The sequence below is a fragment of the Candidatus Nitrosotalea okcheonensis genome, assembly GCF_900177045.1.
Lineage (GTDB): Archaea > Thermoproteota > Nitrososphaeria > Nitrososphaerales > Nitrosopumilaceae > Nitrosotalea > Nitrosotalea okcheonensis.
Genome location: NZ_LT841358.1, coordinates 709,043 through 726,210 on the forward strand (window position 1 = coordinate 709,043; position 17,168 = coordinate 726,210).

A 17,168-nucleotide genomic window follows, 5' to 3' on the forward strand; every position below is an offset into this window, starting at 1 on the left:
GAAATAAAAAACTTGTAAAAGATTATTTTTGCATGTCATACAGTAACGCCGTTGATGAATTTAGATATTTTTGTTGCAAATGCAATTGGACTGACTTTCTTTGTGCTTGTAACAATGATGATGTTTTTGTGGTATGGAAAACTAAACATCATAAAATCATCATGGCCTGAGTGATGATATCTAATTGGCCCATAAAGATCATCAAATTTTGCACCCAATGAAATGTCAAATGTGCATTCCATGTAATGGACATTATTCCACTTGTCAAAGCTTGGTTGTGTAAATCCACGATGGGTTTCACTGTGAATCAACCTTCCATTTCTGTCCATTATTGCAACAGAGCGTACATTCCTATCAATATTCAGCATAGACTTGCAAATTTGGTCGAATTTCACAGTTTTTGTAGTGTTCATGCCCAGATCCTACCAAAAAGGAATACTAAAAACTACCGATCATTTAAGGCGAATTTTATCTCATCCACAACAAAAATAGCATTGTAACAGCCAATCCCATGACTAGGACCGTAATCCAGCCTACAATGTTAGATATCTTGCTGTTGGTTCTGCCCTGTAGGATTGTATTATCATTTCCAATTTTCATGATTGTTATGAGAAGTGGAATTGCAATAATTCCATTAATTACTGCTGCATATATGAGGGCCATAATTGGATCAATACCAAGAAAATTTATCCATAGCCCTATTACGGTGGATGCAGTTATTATCAAGTAAAACCCTTTTGCCTGTCTGAATTTTTTATTCAGGCCTTGCTTCCATCCAAGTTCTTCTGATAATGCGTATGCCGATGAGCCTGCAAGCACAGGTATTGCTAACAACCCTGTACCAATTATGCCAAGTGCAAATATTGTTTTTGCCCATTCTCCCGAATTTGGAAATGTTTTCACGAGTGGTTCTAGTGCCTTTGCAGCTTCATCTGCGGTAGATATGTTAGTTATTCCATGAGCATAGAGCGTTCCAGCTGTAGTTGTTATGATAAACCACATTATTGCTTGTGAAAATATCATCCCGATTGCAACATCTTTCCTCATTATGTTTATCTCTCTTTTTCTAATCCTTGGCTTGTCTTGACCCATTTCTTTTATCTTGTTTTTTGCAACATCTTCTTCAGCTTCTTCAGAGGACTGCCAAAAAAACAGATATGGTGAGATAGTAGTACCAAAAATTGCAACAAACAACATTGCAAAGGTTGGCGTAAATTCAATATGCGGTATTACACTCGCAGTCAACATTGCCACTAAATTTCCTCCAACAATGAATGCCGTAATCACATATGCAAGTAAGCTTAGAGTCAGATACTTGAGTATGGTCACATATTTCTTGTATGTGATGAAAACTTCTGTGCAAACAATTAGTGCCGTAAATAGAATAGTGACAACAACTATTGGCGATTGTGGCAAAACAAGTTTAACAGATGCCGCCATCGCTCCAATGTCTGCTCCTATGTTGATAGTATTTGCAATTAAGAGCAGACCTATAATTGGGTAGCCTATTTTTTTTGAATATCGGTTTCGCAGGACGCCTGCAAGTCCATTTCCTGTAACAAGTCCTATACGCGCACATATCTCTTGAATCACTATCATCATTGGCAGCTGAAATAGTGCTAGCCATAGAGTTCCAAAGCCAAATTGTGCGCCTGCCTGAGAATAAGTTGCTATTCCAGATGGGTCATCATCGGATGCTCCTGTTATTAATCCGGGACCTAGAAATTTGAAAAACGATTTGATTTTCATAGGCTGCTATTTCTATCAAACATGTCCCATATTTGCAGTTATGCAAGTCTAGGACATACCAATCTTGAATATTTTGTCAAGTAATTGTGTTGTTATGCAATATGTTGCTGGGAACCCGGTATGATTTGCTCTTTTTTTAGATTGCGTAAAAGGATAGCAGATATTGCAATTATGCCAACCTGTATCGTTTTTGTAGCTAGATCAATCATGCCTATATCTGTCTGTATTCCAACTATTGGTAGACTGATGTTTCTTGATGCAATGTATAGAATTATCAGGAAAACAGAAATGAGAATTGAGATTACATATGGGGCTCTGCTGTGTAACCTGTTCTTTAGCATCCATATTCCAAGTGGAATGTAAACAATTCCCACAGTGGCAAAAAACATTGTTTGTATCTGAGATGCAGAATCCACACCTTCAAGAGATTGAGTATATGATGTTACAAAGTAGATCATTCCACATAGTGTCACTAGTACAGATACGATCATGATTGATTTTTTGGTGGTGGGATTCACAAGACTATCATATACTTGTGCCATTTAATGTCTACCTGCCATTCTCATCCATAGGAATGGAAATGAATGATGTTTTCATTAGATTTCCACAAACATATCATCAAAGTCACCCCGGGTATCAGAGATATCAGTTGAGGAATTGACGCATTAATTCAAACTACTTGACAACCAATACAGGTATTTTGGATTTGTGAACAACGTCATTTGCTACACTTCCAAGGAAAGTACTTTTCATAGGTCCACGCCCTCTGGAAGCAATCACAATCAGATCAAACTTTTTGTAAGTAGCATATTCAGTAATCTGCCATGACTCTGTTCCAAAGATTATTTTTTCATGGAATACTATTCCATTTTGTGCACAAAGTTTCTTAGCATCAGCCATGAATTGCTTGGCTTCTTTCAAAGTCTGATTCTTCAGTGATGTAAGTAATGGTCCAAGGTTGACTGTGTAAAAAGGCGTAACACATAATCCTGTAATTGTTGCCCCGCATTGTCTTGCCAGATAAATTGCTTCTTTTAATCCCTTAAATGATCTTTCAGAGCCATCAAGGGCAACTAGAATTTTGTTGATTTTTTGTTTCATGAGACCCATTACAGATATTGGTACATATTAACAAATACCCGATTATCAAAATTTATTCCAAATTACCAATACAATAGCACTAGTAATTGAGAATTGTGACATGAGTATAAAAGCACATGGAGACAACCCTGCCGGTTTTCACCCCACCTATCTATTATACTTGATTCCCATAAGATACTTTGACATGAAGGGAGTTGGCAAGTTTGCCAGGATCAAATTAAATAAATTCAATGATTGTAATTAGGAATCGCGTATTCTTCCAATTCTCCATATGATGTACGTGATGCTAGTATGATGCTATTGAGGCAGACCCTGTTACCGTTTCAACCTCAGGATCATTCGATATTGCTTCTATTGTCTTCAGATTCATGTTTCCCTGTACAAGAAGACTAGATTTTCCTTCTCTTGCCATGCAGTACCCATATCTTGACCTTAATTGATCCAATTTTTTTTCACTGTCCGTTCCTGCCTTGTAATGAACATGCAAATTTACAGCAGGCGCTACATCATTGAACTTTCTTTCATACTCCATTACTCGCATGGCAAGTCCTGGATCTATTTTCTGCAGTTTTGACGAGATGTTTTCTAGTACATAATCGTACATTGATTCAATTTCTTGTGACATGTCGGTAACATGGCATAAAATGAATTTAAGAAGAATCTACGATTACCACCTCTGATAATCAGATTTAGATCTTTTAAATCTATGAACATCATATGGCACATGGTAGAAAGTTTTGTTAGAAATGTGATGAAATTTAATGTAGTTTCAATCAACTCGTCATCAACTGTTTCAGATGCGGCAAAGATGATGAAAGATGCAAGCATTGGATGTGTCATCATAACTGAAAATAATACTGCAGTGGGGATACTGACAGAAAGAGATCTTGTTCGTAAAATCATTGCTCTTCAAAAACCTCTATCCACTTCTGTCAAAGACATAATGTCAACTCCACTAGTTATGATAGATCCTGATGAAAGCCTATGGGAACTAGCCGAGATGATGAAACAAAAACAAATTCACAAGGTACCCGTAGTAGAGAATGGTAAACTAGTTGGAATTGTAACGGCAACGGATCTGACAAGAATATGTAGTCTCGGCTCGGGTTCAGAGATGAGTAGAATTTGCACTGAAATAATAGCCAGAATGCAAAAAATTTAACCGTCTATCCGCCATTATCAGATAAAAAATCAGCCCGAGTCAGATTCTTTCTTCATACATTCTTCCCCCAGTTTTTGCGCGGTGTCAGAAATACAATATGTAGTAACTATTGTTAGTCATCAATTACGATTATTTTACGCCCAATAGAGATACTGTTTCTGAATCTCTATCAATCATTATTGCAGTACCAGAATCTTCTGCCGGGTTTAACGAATATACCGCATGCGGCCTGAACATTATTAGTTCTGGTTGTTCCGCATGAGCCATTCTTTCAAATATTTTTGCGCTAGTCTTGCCTGTTGCAGAACGACATATGACATCAGTGATTCTCGATTTTTCTTTTTCATTTGTTACAAAGCTAACCTTACCTTTCATCTGATAGCCCTTTAGATCTTCCTTGTCAAATACAGCAACACTTACCCATGGAACATTTTTGAAATTATAGTGAGATTTGTGTTTGAAAAAATCAAGCCAGTAGATCACATCTTCTGAAAAGTAAAACGTGGTTCTAGGAGATAGATTACACATCCCATTTAGATCAATAGAGCCCACTACGATAAACTTTTGTTCAGACATCATACTTTGCACTTCTTTTGGAATTGTAACCATATGATCATCTCCTATAATCTTTTAATTAAAGATAAAACATGATTATCTCATCTGATAATTATAGTTTATCGTAGCAGCATACAAACGATTATCAGTGCTGATAATCATAAGCGAATTAAAATAAAATTGTGTTTATCAACCCCACAATGAAATATTTTATGTTACTTTTAATTTTGGTTTCCACTGTATTGTTTGGTACAGCATATGCAGATTCATCCTCAACTACAATGAGAGGGTCAGGAATTGCATTGCTAAATTCAGACTTGCCACAAATGTACGAGTCAAGTGTTAGAATCATACTTTCAAATCATACTACAATTGACCGTGGCTTGGTAACAATAAGCACCGACCAACGTACAATAGTTGAAAGAATGATCGCAGACCAGTGGAAGTTTTCCTATGGTACGGACGGCTCATTTCATGCATCTGGACCCCTAATTTCAGGGGATAATACTACATATGATATGGTTTTAGACGGCAATAGATTACTTGCATCAGTGGCAGGATCTTTGTGGAAGATAAGCGCAGAATTGAAAAATAATGATCAAAATTATATTTTAGAATACCTGGTAAACAGTAAGAGTCATCCAATTGACAATGTAACATCATATCTAACTGCCAATGTAACCATACCAAACGGCAACTCAGTACAGGCTAGCACTGGTTTCTTCATACCACTTAACTTGGAAGTTTTACAGGGTACAACTGTAACATGGAAAAACCAAGATAATATAGATCATACAGTTCAGAGCATAAACAGTCAGGGAACTATCATTCCAATATTTAACAGTCCTATCTTAAAGACAGGCGATACGTTTACCCACAAGTTTGACAAGCCCGGTGTGTATCACTATTTTTGTTCCATACATCCATGGCGAATTGGGGTAGTAACAGTATCATAGATACACGGATGTAACCTAGTACTTGTGTTCGTTAAAGTCAAAACCAAGATCTATGCTTGCTATAGTAGTATTGGAAGTTGTTTTGCATTGCATTGCAAGCCCTGGTAAAAACTGGTAAAATATTTGTCTCAATAGCTGTTCTGTAAAGAGCGACCATTTGATTCCAAGATTGTGTTGTATTATGAAATGATGTACACCTCCTTCTATTCTATGATCTGATGTCATGCCAGAGGCACGCATATAATCTTCAAGTGCTTCTATTGCCCGCCTCAGATCATAATTTCCTTTCATGAACATAACCCAGTCTTTTATCATTGGAATCATGATGTCAATAATCTTGTTTATTTCATCACCCTTCATTTCATCTCCAAGTATCTTGAGAATTTCCTTTGGCACTGGGATTATGCCTATCTTATCTGCAAATCTGTCCCATCTGACATATTTTTCCAAGATTTGTTTTACTAGAACATTCTGTGAGACTTCTTTTTGCATTGCTTCTGTCTCCAATTCGTTTACAATATACTCTGGAAGTCGATAACTTATGCTCCTTGTCTGTTCATGTTTTGCTTGATGCGGCTGTCTTTTAACAGTCATCGCTCTTTAACTTGGGGGATGATTTAATAAAAATATGTTGTTTAAATACCGTACCTCATCGAGGTTATATCAAGTCATCTAACATAGCATAATGTTTTGAAATAAAAAAGTAAAGTTACTTTGGTTGTACTTTGGTCTCTTTCTTGATGCTGGATTTTTTGGGTAACTCTACTGTTAAAGTTCCGTTGTTCATTTTTGCTGTTATATCAGATTCAGCAATCCTTTCTGGAACAGTCAAAATTCTCCTATACCTTAGGAAAGATCTTTCATTTTTGACATAATTTTTTGATTTTTCCTCGCTTACATCCCTATGTTCTGCTGAAATTTCCACATGTCTGCCAGTCGCGTTTACCTTTACATCCTCATCTTGTATTCCTGGCAAGTCTGCAGTGAGAACATATGTGTCTCCATGATCTACAAGATCGCAACTTATATCCTTTGGAAACTGTCGCATGTAATTTGGAAACATCTCATACATGTGTTCAAAATTTTCTGAAAATTTGTCCCATGCTGAATCTATTCCCATAAACCCGGTTTTAAACCACGGCAGATCATTCCATTGCGTGAAAAAAGGTTCAAGCCACGGGTTAGGTGTTGCTACAGGTAGTCGTTTCTCGTTACTGATTTTTACCATATTTTATACATCACATAATTGCTTAAAAACAATCTTACGATTATCAGCATCAAATATTGCTTTTGGAGTATTCCATTAGCAATGCAGACTTGTGATGTCACTCATTACTGCGTTGATGGACAGTATCAAGACATTCGTATGTGATCAACTAGAAAAATAAATCATCCGTGTACCGTTCCCCACAGAAATGCTTATGTTTTATTAAAAATCATCATTCATCCCAGTAGTCGTATTCTTCAAACAAATTTTCATATAGATCTTTTTTGTAATTATCTGAATCAGTAGTTATTGCGCCAAAATGTTTTATGAAATCAGTTATAGAGATTAGTCCTAATGGCTGGTTGTTATTTACCACAAGTACATGTCTAATCTTTCCTTCCAACATTGTCTGTACAACATCATCTACAGATGCAGATGCAGAAATAGTGACAATTGGTGAAGACATCATTTCGGTAGATTTCACGTCGGATGGTTTTTTGTCTTGTGCTGAAATTTGAGATAAAAAGCTTCTCTCAGTTATTATCCCATAGGGTTTCTCATTTTGAGTCACAATTACACAGCTCACATTGTTTTTGTGCATTATCTTTGCGATATCTGTTGGAGATGCAGTTGACTCCATAGTGATTATTTTTTTTGACATGATTGCTCGTGCAGTCAGCATGAGGTAAAATTGCCCAATTTGATATAAAACCACTGGCAAAATTATCACTGTTGATAACAAGATAAAATCATATTTGATAATGTACCAATTCGTTAATATCGGCGAGATATTTTATAACTTGCAAATGTCAATAAAAAATATCCTAATTCCATACGATGGTTCACCCTTGTCAAAGAAAGCTCTTGCGTTAGCAAAAGATATTGCAAGAAACTTTACAGCAGATCTGACGCTTCTAATGGTTATCCCAGTGTATTATCCAATAAATGATTCAGTATTTTCAGGGGCAGCCGTGACAAATTACCAAGAAATAGTCAAAACCCTCAAGCAACAGGGAGAAAAGGAGTTGGGAAAAGTTGTTGAGAGATGCAGGGAGGAAGGTACCAAGACTGCATACAAAATTGTACATGATGATGTTTCAAATGCAATCCTAAAGGAGGCAAAAAAACTAAAGGCAGACATGATAGTGATGGGAAGTAGAAGGCTTACAGGCATATCAGTGATAAAACGCCTTGGAAGCACTGCAAGACATGTTTCAGAACATGCACAATGCCCTGTAACCATAATACATTGAGAAAGTAGGCATTACCTTTACAATAGGACTTTTCATCTGCAATCGGTGGTTCTGCACATACAGAAAGTCTGCATTGCACGGCAATGCAGTCCTACTTGTTATATCAGAAAAAGAGGTCAGGTCATCATGCAAGTATTAATCCAGGGCAAACCTGTCCAAGAGCAAACAACAAAAGATATTCTGCTAGAAGTCATGGCAGACAAGTATTCCCGCCTGATACTGGAATCAACCATTGAAATGCCAAAATCAGTTATCGATCTCAGCAAGGAATGTGGCGTACCAATCAGTACTGCATACAGGAGAGTACAAAGATTACATGGTCTCAAACTTCTTGGCATATCAGGCTCAATTAATGAAGATGGAAAAAAGTACTTTTTGTACAAATCCAAGATCAAGTCCATTATGACTTGTTTTAACAATGGCATGCTGGATGTAGAGATTATTCCCAATTTTGCATAAATTGGGAATCTCCAAAAATTTTCTTACAATCATAACTGAGAATCATGCCGGTGTCTTAAATTCGTGTGCTAGGGTAAACATACAATGACAAAATTTGTTACTTATACTACTCCTGTCATAACATTAGGTTCTGAGAACAGTATTCATGAAACAATATCACTGATGAAAAAAAATGATATAAAACGAATTGTTGTGATAAATGACGTCAATATTCCAGTTGGCATAGTAACTGAGCGTGACATTGGCAAGTTTTTGGAAAGTGATAGAACAACAAGAACTTTGGATAAGATAACCCTCAACGAGATAATGAGTAGACATATCATAACAATCACCAATGACCAGGAGGAACTTTTAGTACAATGTGCAATACGAATGGACGCATTTCAGATAAGCTCCATTGTAGTTGTAGATAACGATGGAGAACTGATAGGAATTGTTACAAAATCGGATCTTGTAAAAAGTTTCTCAACATCATTCAGAGGCATCTATAAAGTTAAAAATTACATGAATACCAAGATGATAACATGCCGCAAATCGGATTCACTGCCATTTGCACTTAGCGCATTGAATAAAAATATGATATCAAGGCTTGTTGTAACTGATAACGATGGCAAGCCAGTAGGAGTAATCAGTTATGATACATTTTTGAAAAATAGCGAGTATTTTAAGTTTGGAACAAGAACTGAAACCGCATTAGAATATCTACCATTGAAAACTTCTGCCAAAGAATTACAAGTAGGTGACTTGATTGGTGATGAGCTTCTTACAATTGAATCGGAAGAGGATCTTGCAAAAGCAGCCAAGTTAATGACACAGTACAAGATAAGTGGTGTTCCAGTAGTAGATCATAGAGGAAACCTAGAGGGAATGATTAGTGCTACAGATGTCATTCATGCATATCATGAAGTAAAAGTTCATGCAGTAATGCAAAAACAGGATCCACATTTTACATGAAACTAGAGTAATAAAATACAGTTCAAGAACCATGAAGAATGGATGGTGGAAAATAAATCACTCCAGTTCTTTTCAATCTTAAATTAATCTTTCAAGTTTTTCTTCATCAATTTCGACATCTTGGCCACTCCTAAAGATGCAAGAAAATGCATGTATGATCCAGGTTGCTTAGAAAATGTCTTTTTTGTTTATTTTTCTAATAGACGTTTTCAAACGTTTCTTCTTACCATGTTGAACCAAATTTCGGGCTACTTTAGTACCAAGAACATCAAAAACTTTTGAGAGATCCCATCCCATTTCAGCATAGTTGAAAGTTCGGTATGGACTAAATATTCTGACTGTGACTTCATAATGTGGCCTATTGCTGACTTGATTATGTATAGTCTTGATTGATGCCTTTGCCTGTTCTACATCAGGAAATACTTTGATGAGATTTCTAATTATTTTATCGAATTTTGTCTTGACAATCGCTGCACTGCCGTAATCTTCTGGGAGACCAACAATGAAAAGCGGAACATTACTAGGAATTTTTGACTCGAGTATATTGACAATGTCTTTGTAGGTAATTATGCCATGAACATGATCCCACAAAGTCAGTAAACAGCATGATGCATCATTTTTTAACATGGATTCTATTACAGTGCTAAGAGATTCACCGGTGTCAAGATTCGGAATGCGTGTACTGCCCATATTTCCAATCTCGGACTGGTATTCCTTGTGCAAGTCCAGTCCTCTCAACATGCTTCCTAGCCTTTCGGTAGGCTTTATCACCTGTAACAGATGCATCGAGGTTAAGACATGTGAGACCTTGTTGGCTTTGATGACTGGGAGATGATCTATTTTTTTGGTAAACATTATTTTTCTTGCAGTTGCAAGAGAATCACTATTTTTCACTGTGATTGGATCTGCAGTGAGAATATTGTTTGCCGGTATCCATTTTAAATCCTGTTTATGTAATAGTCCAACAATGTCTTTTACGTCAACTACTCCTACTATCTCATTGCCTTCAACAACGGGAACCGAACGCATTCTATAATGAGACAAAATTGCAGCTGCTTTTTCTATCGTATCATCCCTAGTCAAGGCCTGAATTTTTCGTAAAATTGGTTTGATTTTCATATTTTCTACATCTTTTGTTCCCAAAAGTTCTCTTGCACTCACTGCAAGCACATCCTTGCCATCCATACAAAATACATCATAAGAATTTGAATTTACCATAGCCCCAACTGTTTTGGATACAGTGTATGAAACATCGATGATGGTTGCTTTCTTTAGTATCTTGTTTACCTGAAGATCCCTGACTACTTTCAAATGTGCATAAATAATTTGGGGTGAAACCACTTTCTTCTCTTTTCCTTCTTCTCAATGACAATCAGGGTTATAAAAAGAAACCATATGACTATTGTTTGTGATAATCATCTTGCCTATGAAAGTAAAACTTTTTGAAGAATTCATTGCAATGTTTAGAAGAAAGCCAAAGTCGAAAGGATTGTTAAAATCGTATTTTCTTTTAAGGTCAATCCATAATCAAAAGACAGATCATCTTACGTGCGTTTCGCCATTATCAGTCAATATGTAATCATAACCCCAATTCCCATCTCAATATCCGAGCTCTTCAAATTTCTCGAGATCCTCTCCATACTCGTAATCTGCAATAATCATGCCAATGTAAAACAGCAAGAATAAGAAGTTCTCAGTACATATGTGACTAGATGAAAATAAATTCCAAAGACTTTCGTGTGAAGCCGGGAGAAAAGGTCAGACTCAACAAATGGCCTACAGTGGTAAAGCCTGTTTACAAATCAAAAGATCAGTACAAACAGATACTTTGCGAGCACATCAAGGAGTTAAGCTCGTTACAAAATCTTCTCTATGCATACAACAGATATTCCATATTGTTGATCTTCCAGTCCATGGATGCTGCGGGAAAGGACAGCTCCATCAAACATGTCATGTCAGGCATAAACCCACAAGGCTGTCAAGTCTTTAGTTTTAAGCACCCTAGTGCAAATGAGCTTGAACATGATTTTCTATGGCGTGAAATTCGTTGTCTGCCTGAACGGGGAAAAATTGGCATCTTCAATCGTTCTCATTATGAGGAAGTATTGATTGTTCGCGTACACCCAGATATACTGGATAGTGAAGGAGTTGTTGACAAATCCAACAACAAGGATGTTTGGCGTGGACGATATCGTTCAATCGTAGATCTGGAAAATCACCTATACAGGAACGGGACCAGAATCATCAAGTTTTTTCTCCACATTTCAAAGGAAGAACAGCGAAAGCGTTTTCTCAAGCGTATTGACGACCCAAAAAAGAACTGGAAATTCAGCACTGCAGACATGGCGGAAAGAAAATTCTGGAAGCAATACATAAAGGCTTATGAAGATTGTCTAACTGCTACAAGCATACCTAATTCACCATGGTATGTCATTCCAGCAGATGACAAGGAGAACACTCATCTTATCATTTCCCAGATTGTTCTTGATACGCTAAAAAAACTCAAAATGTCTTACCCAAAGATGGATGCAAAGCGAATGCAGGAATTAAAAACAATCAGAAAACTTTTAGATACCTGAAAGTTGAACTGGACATTTTTCAATCACAGCACAACAGATTAGAAAAAGACTTACTATGGTAATGAGACCAAGAGTTGTTTATTTGTAGAAACATACTTGATGTTCAGATGTACAGCAGTTTCTAGATCTTTTTGTTCTATGCCATTCTTTTCCAGAGAAATTTTCCAGTTCCCAACAATAGGCTACAATGATGTAATCAGGAATCTTTCCAGTGTGCCATTTCCACCCGGATAATATACTACATAGTTTGTCCCATCAAGTGTGATGCTAGAGTACCTTCCACTCGTGCTTATAGTAGATTTGCCAACAAGACATACAGGTGATTCCCCAATTACACATGTTCCGTCGGAGGAGACACATGACATGTGACCTCATCACTTGGTACAAACAACGGATATAGAGACCCAGGAGCGGCAACAATGCTTCCTTGTGTATCAACAAGTGATTTTAGCAGTCCCATGTTTTCAAGTGACATTATAGACGTTCCCCTGTCAAATACATGGTCAATAAACTGCGATACTTGCTTGCCATCAACAACTAGCGATATTGTTCCATACAACGTACCGGAATCCAAGTCATTCATGCAATTTTCTCATGCCTATACCTGTTCTTGATGTACCGGTCATGATATTTCCCATAAGATGATTCAGACTTTATCAGCTTGTCATAGATTTGTTTTGGCACTCCAAAATACCGATAAGTCCCACCATGCTGAAAATCTATTTCCAGTATTTGCCCTGGTTCATCATATCCGATAGTTCGCAGGGTGCCAGACTTGACTCGTATTTTTTCCACCAGATATCACAGTTACAAAATGGCATTCTCAAATCTATCTATTTCTATCCCAGTGGCAATCACAGTTGCATCCCTGTTTACAATTTACCCTCTTACAATCAGAGCACATGTCCTGTCTCCAAGAATTGTACCCATCCATAAAATGTCAGCACCTCAAGTGAGGTAGTGATTGTACCAGATCAAAATTATTCTTCATCTTCTGTTTCCCGAATCTCTTCTTGTTCATCTTGTTTGACTTGTTCTAGTTCATGAGTCTCTTCGTTCATTTCTTCCTGTTCTGCCTTGCGTTCTTCTTTAGATTCTGCACCTTTTGAGTTCCACCCGGTTTTAAAAAATTTCTTGATCATTTTTAGATTCAATAGTTGTATAACGCGATGCTACTTAATGATACCTTTAGATTCATGTGCAGATGTAAACACCGCATCGGGCCTTTAAGATAATTCAGTACTGCATTGTGGACAAGTAATGAACCATTCCAGCGTGATAGTCTTTTCTGGGTTTTGCTCGATATCTGCACTTTTTACATGATCCAGTTGTTGACATGATACCTGATAATTGCACGCTCTTATCTTGCTTAAGGAAATATTTATCAAAACATAATTTCGTGATGACTCATAGAAGTCAATGGCAAAAAGGGTTTTAGATGATTTAATGAAAATCAATGATTTTGGTTAGTTATTTTTGCATAATCAGGCATAATGTCAGGATTATGCGGTCCACTCAAATCCAAGTAGAGTGTTTTTCCCAGCCCTTTGTACCTGTTTCGTATAGTCACTTCGGTCACTCCTGCTGCAAGTGCAATCACTTTTTGAGATACTTGGTCTCCATTTATTACACATGAAAGATACAATGCGGCAGCAGCAAGCGCCATAGGATTTTTCCCCGATGTGATATCTTTATTGACTGCATTTTCAAGAATTGCAATAGCGCCACGTTTTGTTTTTTCTTTCAGACCCACCTTGCTTGCGATTCTGGAGATACATTGCACGGGATTTACAACAGGCATTCGTAAATCAAGTTCCTGTAAAAGTAGCCTATAGCATTTTGATGCATACTTGATTTTCACATTGTTTTGATCTGCAATTTCACGTAATGTTCTAGGTGTCCCACTATCTCTACAGGCAATGTGTAATGCTGCTGCAAGAAGTACTGGAATTGATCTTCCCTTTACAAGGTGTTTCTCCAATGCTTTTCTGTAAATATATGCGGTTTTTTCTATGACTGCATCTGGAAGTGCAAGCTTGTCTGCTAACCTTTTTAGTTCACCAAACGCCTCTGTGAGATTCCTGCTAGCAGATTCATGCATTTGACTTCTACTATCCCATACTCGTAGGCGAGTTATCGTACTCTTCATTAGTGAAGACAGTGGTTTTCCAGACGAGTCTTTATTTTGGCGGCCAATTATGGTGGCAAGGCCCATATCATGCATAGCAAGCGAAGTGGGAGAGCCCGTCCTTGTCCTATTATCATACTCATCTTTCGAAGACGAGTGCCACTCTGCTCTCGAGTCTTCAATGCGTTCAAGTACGACAGAGCCGCATCCCCTACAAAATTTCTCCCCTGTTACATCGTCAGACGTCATAGAACATTTTCCGCAACGGCTGCATTTCATACCCAAGTTTGATTCAAGTAAAACCATTTTTTATCACAGCAATATACCGACCAACCAATAAGAATGATGGTATGTCAAATTTTTTTCATAGAATGACAATGATTTGTTTTAACAAGAGAAGAGAGTTCTATTTTAGAACTGCAGTGATGATTCTGGCTCCAATCATTGCACCAAGGGCCAAAAACAAGATGCCAAAAGCAATGACTTTCCTAAAAGATGCATGTACTTGTTTTTTCAGACTGACTGTTTTTCTATTTTAGGTGCAGCAATCAAAGGTGAGAATCTTTTTCCTAGTATCTGTTTTCCCATCTTGTAACGATTCTGATTTTCGTTTATTTGATTCACTTGTCTTGTATATGTCCTAATATCACGGAAGGAAACACAACCAAAGTAGGACAGCACGAACCATTTTGTAGCTGTAAATGACACATTACGCCGCTTTATTAGCGATGAGGGCATAACATCAACAGAGGCATTAACGCATGATTCAACAAACTGTAAAATATTTTGATGATAAATCCAGTCCATCATTTTCATTTATCATCTGTGAGCCTGGAAAAGTAGATCTAGTGATAGAAAAACTCCAGACACTCAAGACAGTCAAGGAGATTCATAGGACATATGGCAAGTATGACATACTTGTCAAACTTGAGAACATGACTGAACCTGAACTTCAAGAGTTTATTCATGATCAAGTACAGAACATGGTCGTAGTCCATTCTGTCATGAATTTGACATCAGTTTATGCAGCATAAAGAGAGGATCATAATCATGGAAGAAATTGCGTGGGATGTAATTGAACAAGTCTTTGCACAAACAGTCAAGGAATCAGGAATAACAGACTATGGCTTGCAGCAAACTATTTTCAACAACATCAAAAAGGAATTGACTTGTCAGATTGAGGCAAGCCTTGGCAGAAACGTGGAAAGTATGACGCATGACAATCTTAAAAATATCATACAAAAAGCAATTGAAAGGGTCAATACTCCTGTAAGAGCTGGTTAGTTAATCCAGTCTTTCCCTGGGCATAAATTCCAGAGATGTGCCAACTCACACCACTCTACGGTTACTAATACTTGCTTACATTAAAAGACTGGGATATTAAAACAGGGTTTGAGTGACTAGAAAGCGCCAGGTAAGTGAATGGTGTGAAAAGTTTGATACCCTCTCAGTTCCCATATAAAGAACACGCGGTTGACGTGAAATCAGATGTAGCGGGCCCGGGTTACCGCTATAACGGTTGTAGTGTGCACCTGTCCCTAATTTTTCTTATCATTTGAATTTTTAGTCTTTTAGATTTTGTCAAATCTGTTTTTGTGTTTCTTTACTGTAAATAATCAGTTATCCTATTGGTGGCATAAACCATTTTAGAAAATCAGGAGTATTGACACCAAGGCCATAAAGAATTAACGGTATTGCAGTGCTAGTAAGAAGTATTCCAGCTACAAGTCTTGTTATCCTAAGGGGAACTTTCTTTACCACTCCAAGCCAAACCAAGCCCACAAGCAAGGCTATTGCAATAAAAAATCCTATCAATGCACTTGTTATCTCAATGAGACTAAAAGTGGCCAGTGCCACTGAATTTTCTACTGCCTCAAGCATTGCTATGTAAAAATAAGTTATCTTGTATTTTGTTGATTGATGTTCCTCATCCTCATCTTCAAAAAATTCTTTAAACATTGTACCGCTAAAAAATAGTAATCCCACTCCCAAAGATACCTCAAGGATTCCAGTAGGTACAAAGCCAGCTACTTTCAAGAAGACAAAATAAAGTATTACACCAACTATTAGGCCTAGAATAGTTATCTTGACTGTCTGTCTTAATCCTATCTTGCTTGCAGTGCCTATTCCTACAAGAACCTGTTCCCCACCCTCTATGAATATGTACTTGAATGAAGTGAAAAATACGATCAGCTCAAACATGGAATCAATACCTATGAATCTATTTTGTTATTATAATCTTCCAAACAGGGTGTATCTCGTTCCAGCCATGTGGGGTATCAGTAACCCAAGCACCGATAGCACGAATTTTATCTCCTTCTTTTGGAATTTGTACATTGGAGGAATTCTGATCTTTTGGTATTATCTCAACTACAAGCATGCCCTTTACCTGGTTGTTATTTGCATCATTTAGCAGATGTTTGTATTGAGAATCTAAATCTACATTGAACTGGTAATCCCCGTCATCCTGCTTTGATATGTCATGTACCGTTCCTGTTATGGTTTCACAAGTGGAAAGAACGTTAAATCGTGCCTGCCTGTCTACGCCGTCCAAAACATTTCCCTGCCTGCAACTTGGGTCAGAGTTTGTCTGCAGTACAGTTTGTGGTCCAAAATAATGATAATAACCATATATGCCTATTATAGCTACAATTACTACTGCAATTGCAGCCAAATACTTCTTTTTCAAAATATCGACCTTGAATTTGTTCGATTTTGCATAATAAAAATCACACAAAATTCAATATGGTCTGAAACATGCTGTAGATTATAGAATTTTAGAAACCTTATTCCTTAGTTCTATTGCAGATTTCTTTCCACTTCCATTGGTCTTCAGGCTTTGTGTTCGACCAGATCTTCAACTATTACTCCCAACGCACCGTCCAAAGCAGCTCTTACTGCAGTAATTTGCTGCACAATTTCTGGATTAACTCTTCCCTCATCAATCATTTTCCTTTTATGCCTTTGACATGTCCCTCTATCCTTGCAAGTCTTCTTTCTACCTCAGGAAGTTTGTGATGTGTCATGTTTTATTTTTCATCTCACAGTGGGATCTATCTGGTCGG

27 protein-coding genes are annotated in these 17,168 nt (G+C 37.3%); 9 read left to right on the forward strand and 18 right to left on the reverse strand.

Annotated elements, in window-relative coordinates; translation table 11 throughout:
* Positions 1-35 precede the first annotated feature (35 nt).
* The 4 genes from BQ3481_RS04265 to BQ3481_RS04280 all read right to left on the reverse strand — a co-directional run bounded on the left by BQ3481_RS04265 (position 36) and on the right by BQ3481_RS04280 (position 2,850).
* A complete protein-coding gene (locus BQ3481_RS04265) occupies positions 36-413 on the reverse strand; it encodes a hypothetical protein (RefSeq protein ID WP_157927135.1) in 378 nt (125 codons plus the stop codon).
* A gap of 55 nt (positions 414-468) precedes the next feature.
* Entirely contained in the window at positions 469-1,749 is a 1,281-nt protein-coding gene (locus BQ3481_RS04270) for an NRAMP family divalent metal transporter (protein WP_157927136.1), read from the reverse strand.
* A 92-nt stretch (positions 1,750-1,841) separates the two neighbouring features.
* The gene (locus BQ3481_RS04275; RefSeq protein WP_157927137.1) at positions 1,842-2,291 is read right to left on the reverse strand and encodes a hypothetical protein; all 450 of its coding nucleotides are present in this window, start codon (positions 2,289-2,291) and stop codon (positions 1,842-1,844) included.
* 133 nt (positions 2,292-2,424) lie between these two features.
* Positions 2,425-2,850, reverse strand: a complete 426-nt coding sequence (locus tag BQ3481_RS04280; protein ID WP_231911864.1) for a universal stress protein — start codon at positions 2,848-2,850, stop codon at positions 2,425-2,427.
* Between the two features lie 100 nt (positions 2,851-2,950).
* Here BQ3481_RS04280 and BQ3481_RS04285 point away from each other — a divergent pair, with 100 nt between their 5' ends.
* On the forward strand, positions 2,951-3,094 hold the full coding sequence (locus tag BQ3481_RS04285; RefSeq protein ID WP_157927139.1) for a hypothetical protein: 144 nt from the start codon (positions 2,951-2,953) through the stop codon (positions 3,092-3,094).
* Between the two features lie 42 nt (positions 3,095-3,136).
* Here BQ3481_RS04285 and BQ3481_RS04290 read toward each other — a convergent pair whose 3' ends face one another.
* Positions 3,137-3,475 carry a hypothetical protein gene (locus tag BQ3481_RS04290; RefSeq protein ID WP_157927140.1) on the reverse strand — a complete coding sequence of 113 codons (339 nt, stop codon included), beginning with the start codon at positions 3,473-3,475 and terminating at the stop codon, positions 3,137-3,139.
* Between the two features lie 99 nt (positions 3,476-3,574).
* Between BQ3481_RS04290 and BQ3481_RS04295 the strand changes: the two genes are divergently transcribed.
* Positions 3,575-4,012, forward strand: a complete 438-nt coding sequence (locus BQ3481_RS04295) for a CBS domain-containing protein (protein ID WP_157927141.1) — start codon at positions 3,575-3,577, stop codon at positions 4,010-4,012.
* Positions 4,013-4,141: 129 nt separating this feature from the next.
* Here the strand turns inward: BQ3481_RS04295 and BQ3481_RS04300 are convergent, their stop codons facing one another.
* Positions 4,142-4,621 carry a pyridoxamine 5'-phosphate oxidase family protein gene (locus BQ3481_RS04300; protein WP_157927142.1) on the reverse strand — a complete coding sequence of 160 codons (480 nt, stop codon included), beginning with the start codon at positions 4,619-4,621 and terminating at the stop codon, positions 4,142-4,144.
* A gap of 146 nt (positions 4,622-4,767) precedes the next feature.
* On the opposite strand from BQ3481_RS04300, the gene BQ3481_RS04305 reads away from it, so the two are divergent.
* A complete protein-coding gene (locus tag BQ3481_RS04305; protein WP_162287737.1) occupies positions 4,768-5,523 on the forward strand; it encodes a cupredoxin domain-containing protein in 756 nt (251 codons plus the stop codon).
* Between the two features lie 15 nt (positions 5,524-5,538).
* On the opposite strand, the gene BQ3481_RS04310 is transcribed toward BQ3481_RS04305, so the two are convergent.
* From BQ3481_RS04310 to BQ3481_RS04320, 3 genes are all read right to left on the reverse strand, one after another.
* Positions 5,539-6,117, reverse strand: coding sequence for a hypothetical protein (locus BQ3481_RS04310; protein ID WP_157927144.1), 579 nt, complete (start codon positions 6,115-6,117; stop codon positions 5,539-5,541).
* Positions 6,118-6,232: 115 nt separating this feature from the next.
* Positions 6,233-6,751 carry an Hsp20/alpha crystallin family protein gene (locus BQ3481_RS04315; RefSeq protein ID WP_157927145.1) on the reverse strand — a complete coding sequence of 173 codons (519 nt, stop codon included), beginning with the start codon at positions 6,749-6,751 and terminating at the stop codon, positions 6,233-6,235.
* Positions 6,752-6,962: 211 nt separating this feature from the next.
* The gene (locus BQ3481_RS04320) at positions 6,963-7,412 is read right to left on the reverse strand and encodes a CBS domain-containing protein (RefSeq protein WP_157927146.1); all 450 of its coding nucleotides are present in this window, start codon (positions 7,410-7,412) and stop codon (positions 6,963-6,965) included.
* A gap of 124 nt (positions 7,413-7,536) precedes the next feature.
* Here BQ3481_RS04320 and BQ3481_RS04325 point away from each other — a divergent pair, with 124 nt between their 5' ends.
* The 3 genes from BQ3481_RS04325 (at position 7,537) to BQ3481_RS04335 (ending at position 9,396) form a co-directional block, all read left to right on the forward strand.
* Positions 7,537-7,983 carry a universal stress protein gene (locus BQ3481_RS04325; RefSeq protein ID WP_157927147.1) on the forward strand — a complete coding sequence of 149 codons (447 nt, stop codon included), beginning with the start codon at positions 7,537-7,539 and terminating at the stop codon, positions 7,981-7,983.
* Positions 7,984-8,109: 126 nt separating this feature from the next.
* The gene (locus BQ3481_RS04330) at positions 8,110-8,442 is read left to right on the forward strand and encodes an ArsR family transcriptional regulator (protein WP_157927148.1); all 333 of its coding nucleotides are present in this window, start codon (positions 8,110-8,112) and stop codon (positions 8,440-8,442) included.
* A gap of 84 nt (positions 8,443-8,526) precedes the next feature.
* Complete coding sequence (locus tag BQ3481_RS04335; protein ID WP_157927149.1) at positions 8,527-9,396, forward strand: CBS domain-containing protein; 870 nt, start codon at positions 8,527-8,529, stop codon at positions 9,394-9,396.
* 168 nt (positions 9,397-9,564) lie between these two features.
* Here BQ3481_RS04335 and BQ3481_RS04340 read toward each other — a convergent pair whose 3' ends face one another.
* Positions 9,565-10,737, reverse strand: a complete 1,173-nt coding sequence (locus tag BQ3481_RS04340) for a CBS domain-containing protein (protein ID WP_157927150.1) — start codon at positions 10,735-10,737, stop codon at positions 9,565-9,567.
* Between the two features lie 371 nt (positions 10,738-11,108).
* On the opposite strand from BQ3481_RS04340, the gene BQ3481_RS04345 reads away from it, so the two are divergent.
* A complete protein-coding gene (locus BQ3481_RS04345) occupies positions 11,109-11,975 on the forward strand; it encodes an ADP-polyphosphate phosphotransferase (protein ID WP_157927151.1) in 867 nt (288 codons plus the stop codon).
* A 182-nt stretch (positions 11,976-12,157) separates the two neighbouring features.
* Here BQ3481_RS04345 and BQ3481_RS04350 read toward each other — a convergent pair whose 3' ends face one another.
* From BQ3481_RS04350 to BQ3481_RS04370, 5 genes are all read right to left on the reverse strand, one after another.
* The gene (locus tag BQ3481_RS04350; RefSeq protein ID WP_157927152.1) at positions 12,158-12,340 is read right to left on the reverse strand and encodes a hypothetical protein; all 183 of its coding nucleotides are present in this window, start codon (positions 12,338-12,340) and stop codon (positions 12,158-12,160) included.
* Positions 12,307-12,558: a hypothetical protein gene (locus BQ3481_RS04355; protein WP_157927153.1), complete on the reverse strand. Its 252-nt coding sequence runs from the start codon at positions 12,556-12,558 to the stop codon at positions 12,307-12,309. The genes BQ3481_RS04350 and BQ3481_RS04355 overlap by 34 nt, the downstream gene beginning before the upstream one ends.
* A complete protein-coding gene (locus BQ3481_RS04360) occupies positions 12,555-12,770 on the reverse strand; it encodes a KTSC domain-containing protein (protein WP_157927154.1) in 216 nt (71 codons plus the stop codon). Before BQ3481_RS04360 ends, BQ3481_RS04355 begins: the two co-directional genes overlap by 4 nt.
* A gap of 185 nt (positions 12,771-12,955) precedes the next feature.
* Entirely contained in the window at positions 12,956-13,129 is a 174-nt protein-coding gene (locus tag BQ3481_RS04365) for a hypothetical protein (protein WP_162287738.1), read from the reverse strand.
* A gap of 299 nt (positions 13,130-13,428) precedes the next feature.
* Entirely contained in the window at positions 13,429-14,352 is a 924-nt protein-coding gene (locus BQ3481_RS04370; RefSeq protein WP_231911865.1) for a transcription initiation factor IIB, read from the reverse strand.
* A 512-nt stretch (positions 14,353-14,864) separates the two neighbouring features.
* Between BQ3481_RS04370 and BQ3481_RS04375 the strand changes: the two genes are divergently transcribed.
* The gene (locus BQ3481_RS04375; RefSeq protein ID WP_157927157.1) at positions 14,865-15,137 is read left to right on the forward strand and encodes an Lrp/AsnC ligand binding domain-containing protein; all 273 of its coding nucleotides are present in this window, start codon (positions 14,865-14,867) and stop codon (positions 15,135-15,137) included.
* 16 nt (positions 15,138-15,153) lie between these two features.
* Positions 15,154-15,387 carry a hypothetical protein gene (locus BQ3481_RS04380; RefSeq protein ID WP_157927158.1) on the forward strand — a complete coding sequence of 78 codons (234 nt, stop codon included), beginning with the start codon at positions 15,154-15,156 and terminating at the stop codon, positions 15,385-15,387.
* Between the two features lie 336 nt (positions 15,388-15,723).
* Here the strand turns inward: BQ3481_RS04380 and BQ3481_RS04385 are convergent, their stop codons facing one another.
* From BQ3481_RS04385 to BQ3481_RS04395, 3 genes are all read right to left on the reverse strand, one after another.
* A complete protein-coding gene (locus tag BQ3481_RS04385; protein WP_157927159.1) occupies positions 15,724-16,305 on the reverse strand; it encodes a hypothetical protein in 582 nt (193 codons plus the stop codon).
* 19 nt (positions 16,306-16,324) lie between these two features.
* Positions 16,325-16,792, reverse strand: a complete 468-nt coding sequence (locus tag BQ3481_RS04390) for a hypothetical protein (protein ID WP_157927160.1) — start codon at positions 16,790-16,792, stop codon at positions 16,325-16,327.
* A 143-nt stretch (positions 16,793-16,935) separates the two neighbouring features.
* A complete protein-coding gene (locus BQ3481_RS04395) occupies positions 16,936-17,052 on the reverse strand; it encodes a metal-sensing transcriptional repressor (protein WP_157927161.1) in 117 nt (38 codons plus the stop codon).
* Between the last annotated feature and the right edge of the window lie 116 nt (positions 17,053-17,168).

Bases quoted from the DNA above. Each gene is read 5' to 3' on its own strand.
- BQ3481_RS04370 (WP_231911865.1), bottom strand. From the start codon at position 14,352: ATGACGTCTGACGATGTAACAGGGGAGAAATTTTGTAGGGGATGCGGC.
- BQ3481_RS04265 (WP_157927135.1), bottom strand. From the start codon at position 413: ATGAACACTACAAAAACTGTGAAATTCGACCAAATTTGCAAGTCTATG.
- BQ3481_RS04285 (WP_157927139.1), top strand. From the start codon at position 2,951: ATGAGTATAAAAGCACATGGAGACAACCCTGCCGGTTTTCACCCCACC.
- BQ3481_RS04395 (WP_157927161.1), bottom strand. From the start codon at position 17,052: ATGATTGATGAGGGAAGAGTTAATCCAGAAATTGTGCAGCAAATTACT.
- BQ3481_RS04315 (WP_157927145.1), bottom strand. From the start codon at position 6,751: ATGGTAAAAATCAGTAACGAGAAACGACTACCTGTAGCAACACCTAAC.
- BQ3481_RS04300 (WP_157927142.1), bottom strand. From the start codon at position 4,621: ATGGTTACAATTCCAAAAGAAGTGCAAAGTATGATGTCTGAACAAAAG.
- BQ3481_RS04385 (WP_157927159.1), bottom strand. From the start codon at position 16,305: ATGTTTGAGCTGATCGTATTTTTCACTTCATTCAAGTACATATTCATA.
- BQ3481_RS04295 (WP_157927141.1), top strand. From the start codon at position 3,575: ATGGTAGAAAGTTTTGTTAGAAATGTGATGAAATTTAATGTAGTTTCA.
- BQ3481_RS04330 (WP_157927148.1), top strand. From the start codon at position 8,110: ATGCAAGTATTAATCCAGGGCAAACCTGTCCAAGAGCAAACAACAAAA.
- BQ3481_RS04345 (WP_157927151.1), top strand. From the start codon at position 11,109: ATGAAAATAAATTCCAAAGACTTTCGTGTGAAGCCGGGAGAAAAGGTC.
- BQ3481_RS04325 (WP_157927147.1), top strand. From the start codon at position 7,537: ATGTCAATAAAAAATATCCTAATTCCATACGATGGTTCACCCTTGTCA.
- BQ3481_RS04290 (WP_157927140.1), bottom strand. From the start codon at position 3,475: ATGTCACAAGAAATTGAATCAATGTACGATTATGTACTAGAAAACATC.
- BQ3481_RS04270 (WP_157927136.1), bottom strand. From the start codon at position 1,749: ATGAAAATCAAATCGTTTTTCAAATTTCTAGGTCCCGGATTAATAACA.
- BQ3481_RS04375 (WP_157927157.1), top strand. From the start codon at position 14,865: ATGATTCAACAAACTGTAAAATATTTTGATGATAAATCCAGTCCATCA.
- BQ3481_RS04310 (WP_157927144.1), bottom strand. From the start codon at position 6,117: ATGACTGTTAAAAGACAGCCGCATCAAGCAAAACATGAACAGACAAGG.
- BQ3481_RS04320 (WP_157927146.1), bottom strand. From the start codon at position 7,412: ATGCTGACTGCACGAGCAATCATGTCAAAAAAAATAATCACTATGGAG.
- BQ3481_RS04335 (WP_157927149.1), top strand. From the start codon at position 8,527: ATGACAAAATTTGTTACTTATACTACTCCTGTCATAACATTAGGTTCT.
- BQ3481_RS04305 (WP_162287737.1), top strand. From the start codon at position 4,768: ATGAAATATTTTATGTTACTTTTAATTTTGGTTTCCACTGTATTGTTT.
- BQ3481_RS04350 (WP_157927152.1), bottom strand. From the start codon at position 12,340: ATGTCATGTGTCTCCTCCGACGGAACATGTGTAATTGGGGAATCACCT.
- BQ3481_RS04355 (WP_157927153.1), bottom strand. From the start codon at position 12,558: ATGAATGACTTGGATTCCGGTACGTTGTATGGAACAATATCGCTAGTT.
- BQ3481_RS04280 (WP_231911864.1), bottom strand. From the start codon at position 2,850: ATGAAACAAAAAATCAACAAAATTCTAGTTGCCCTTGATGGCTCTGAA.
- BQ3481_RS04275 (WP_157927137.1), bottom strand. From the start codon at position 2,291: ATGGCACAAGTATATGATAGTCTTGTGAATCCCACCACCAAAAAATCA.
- BQ3481_RS04380 (WP_157927158.1), top strand. From the start codon at position 15,154: ATGGAAGAAATTGCGTGGGATGTAATTGAACAAGTCTTTGCACAAACA.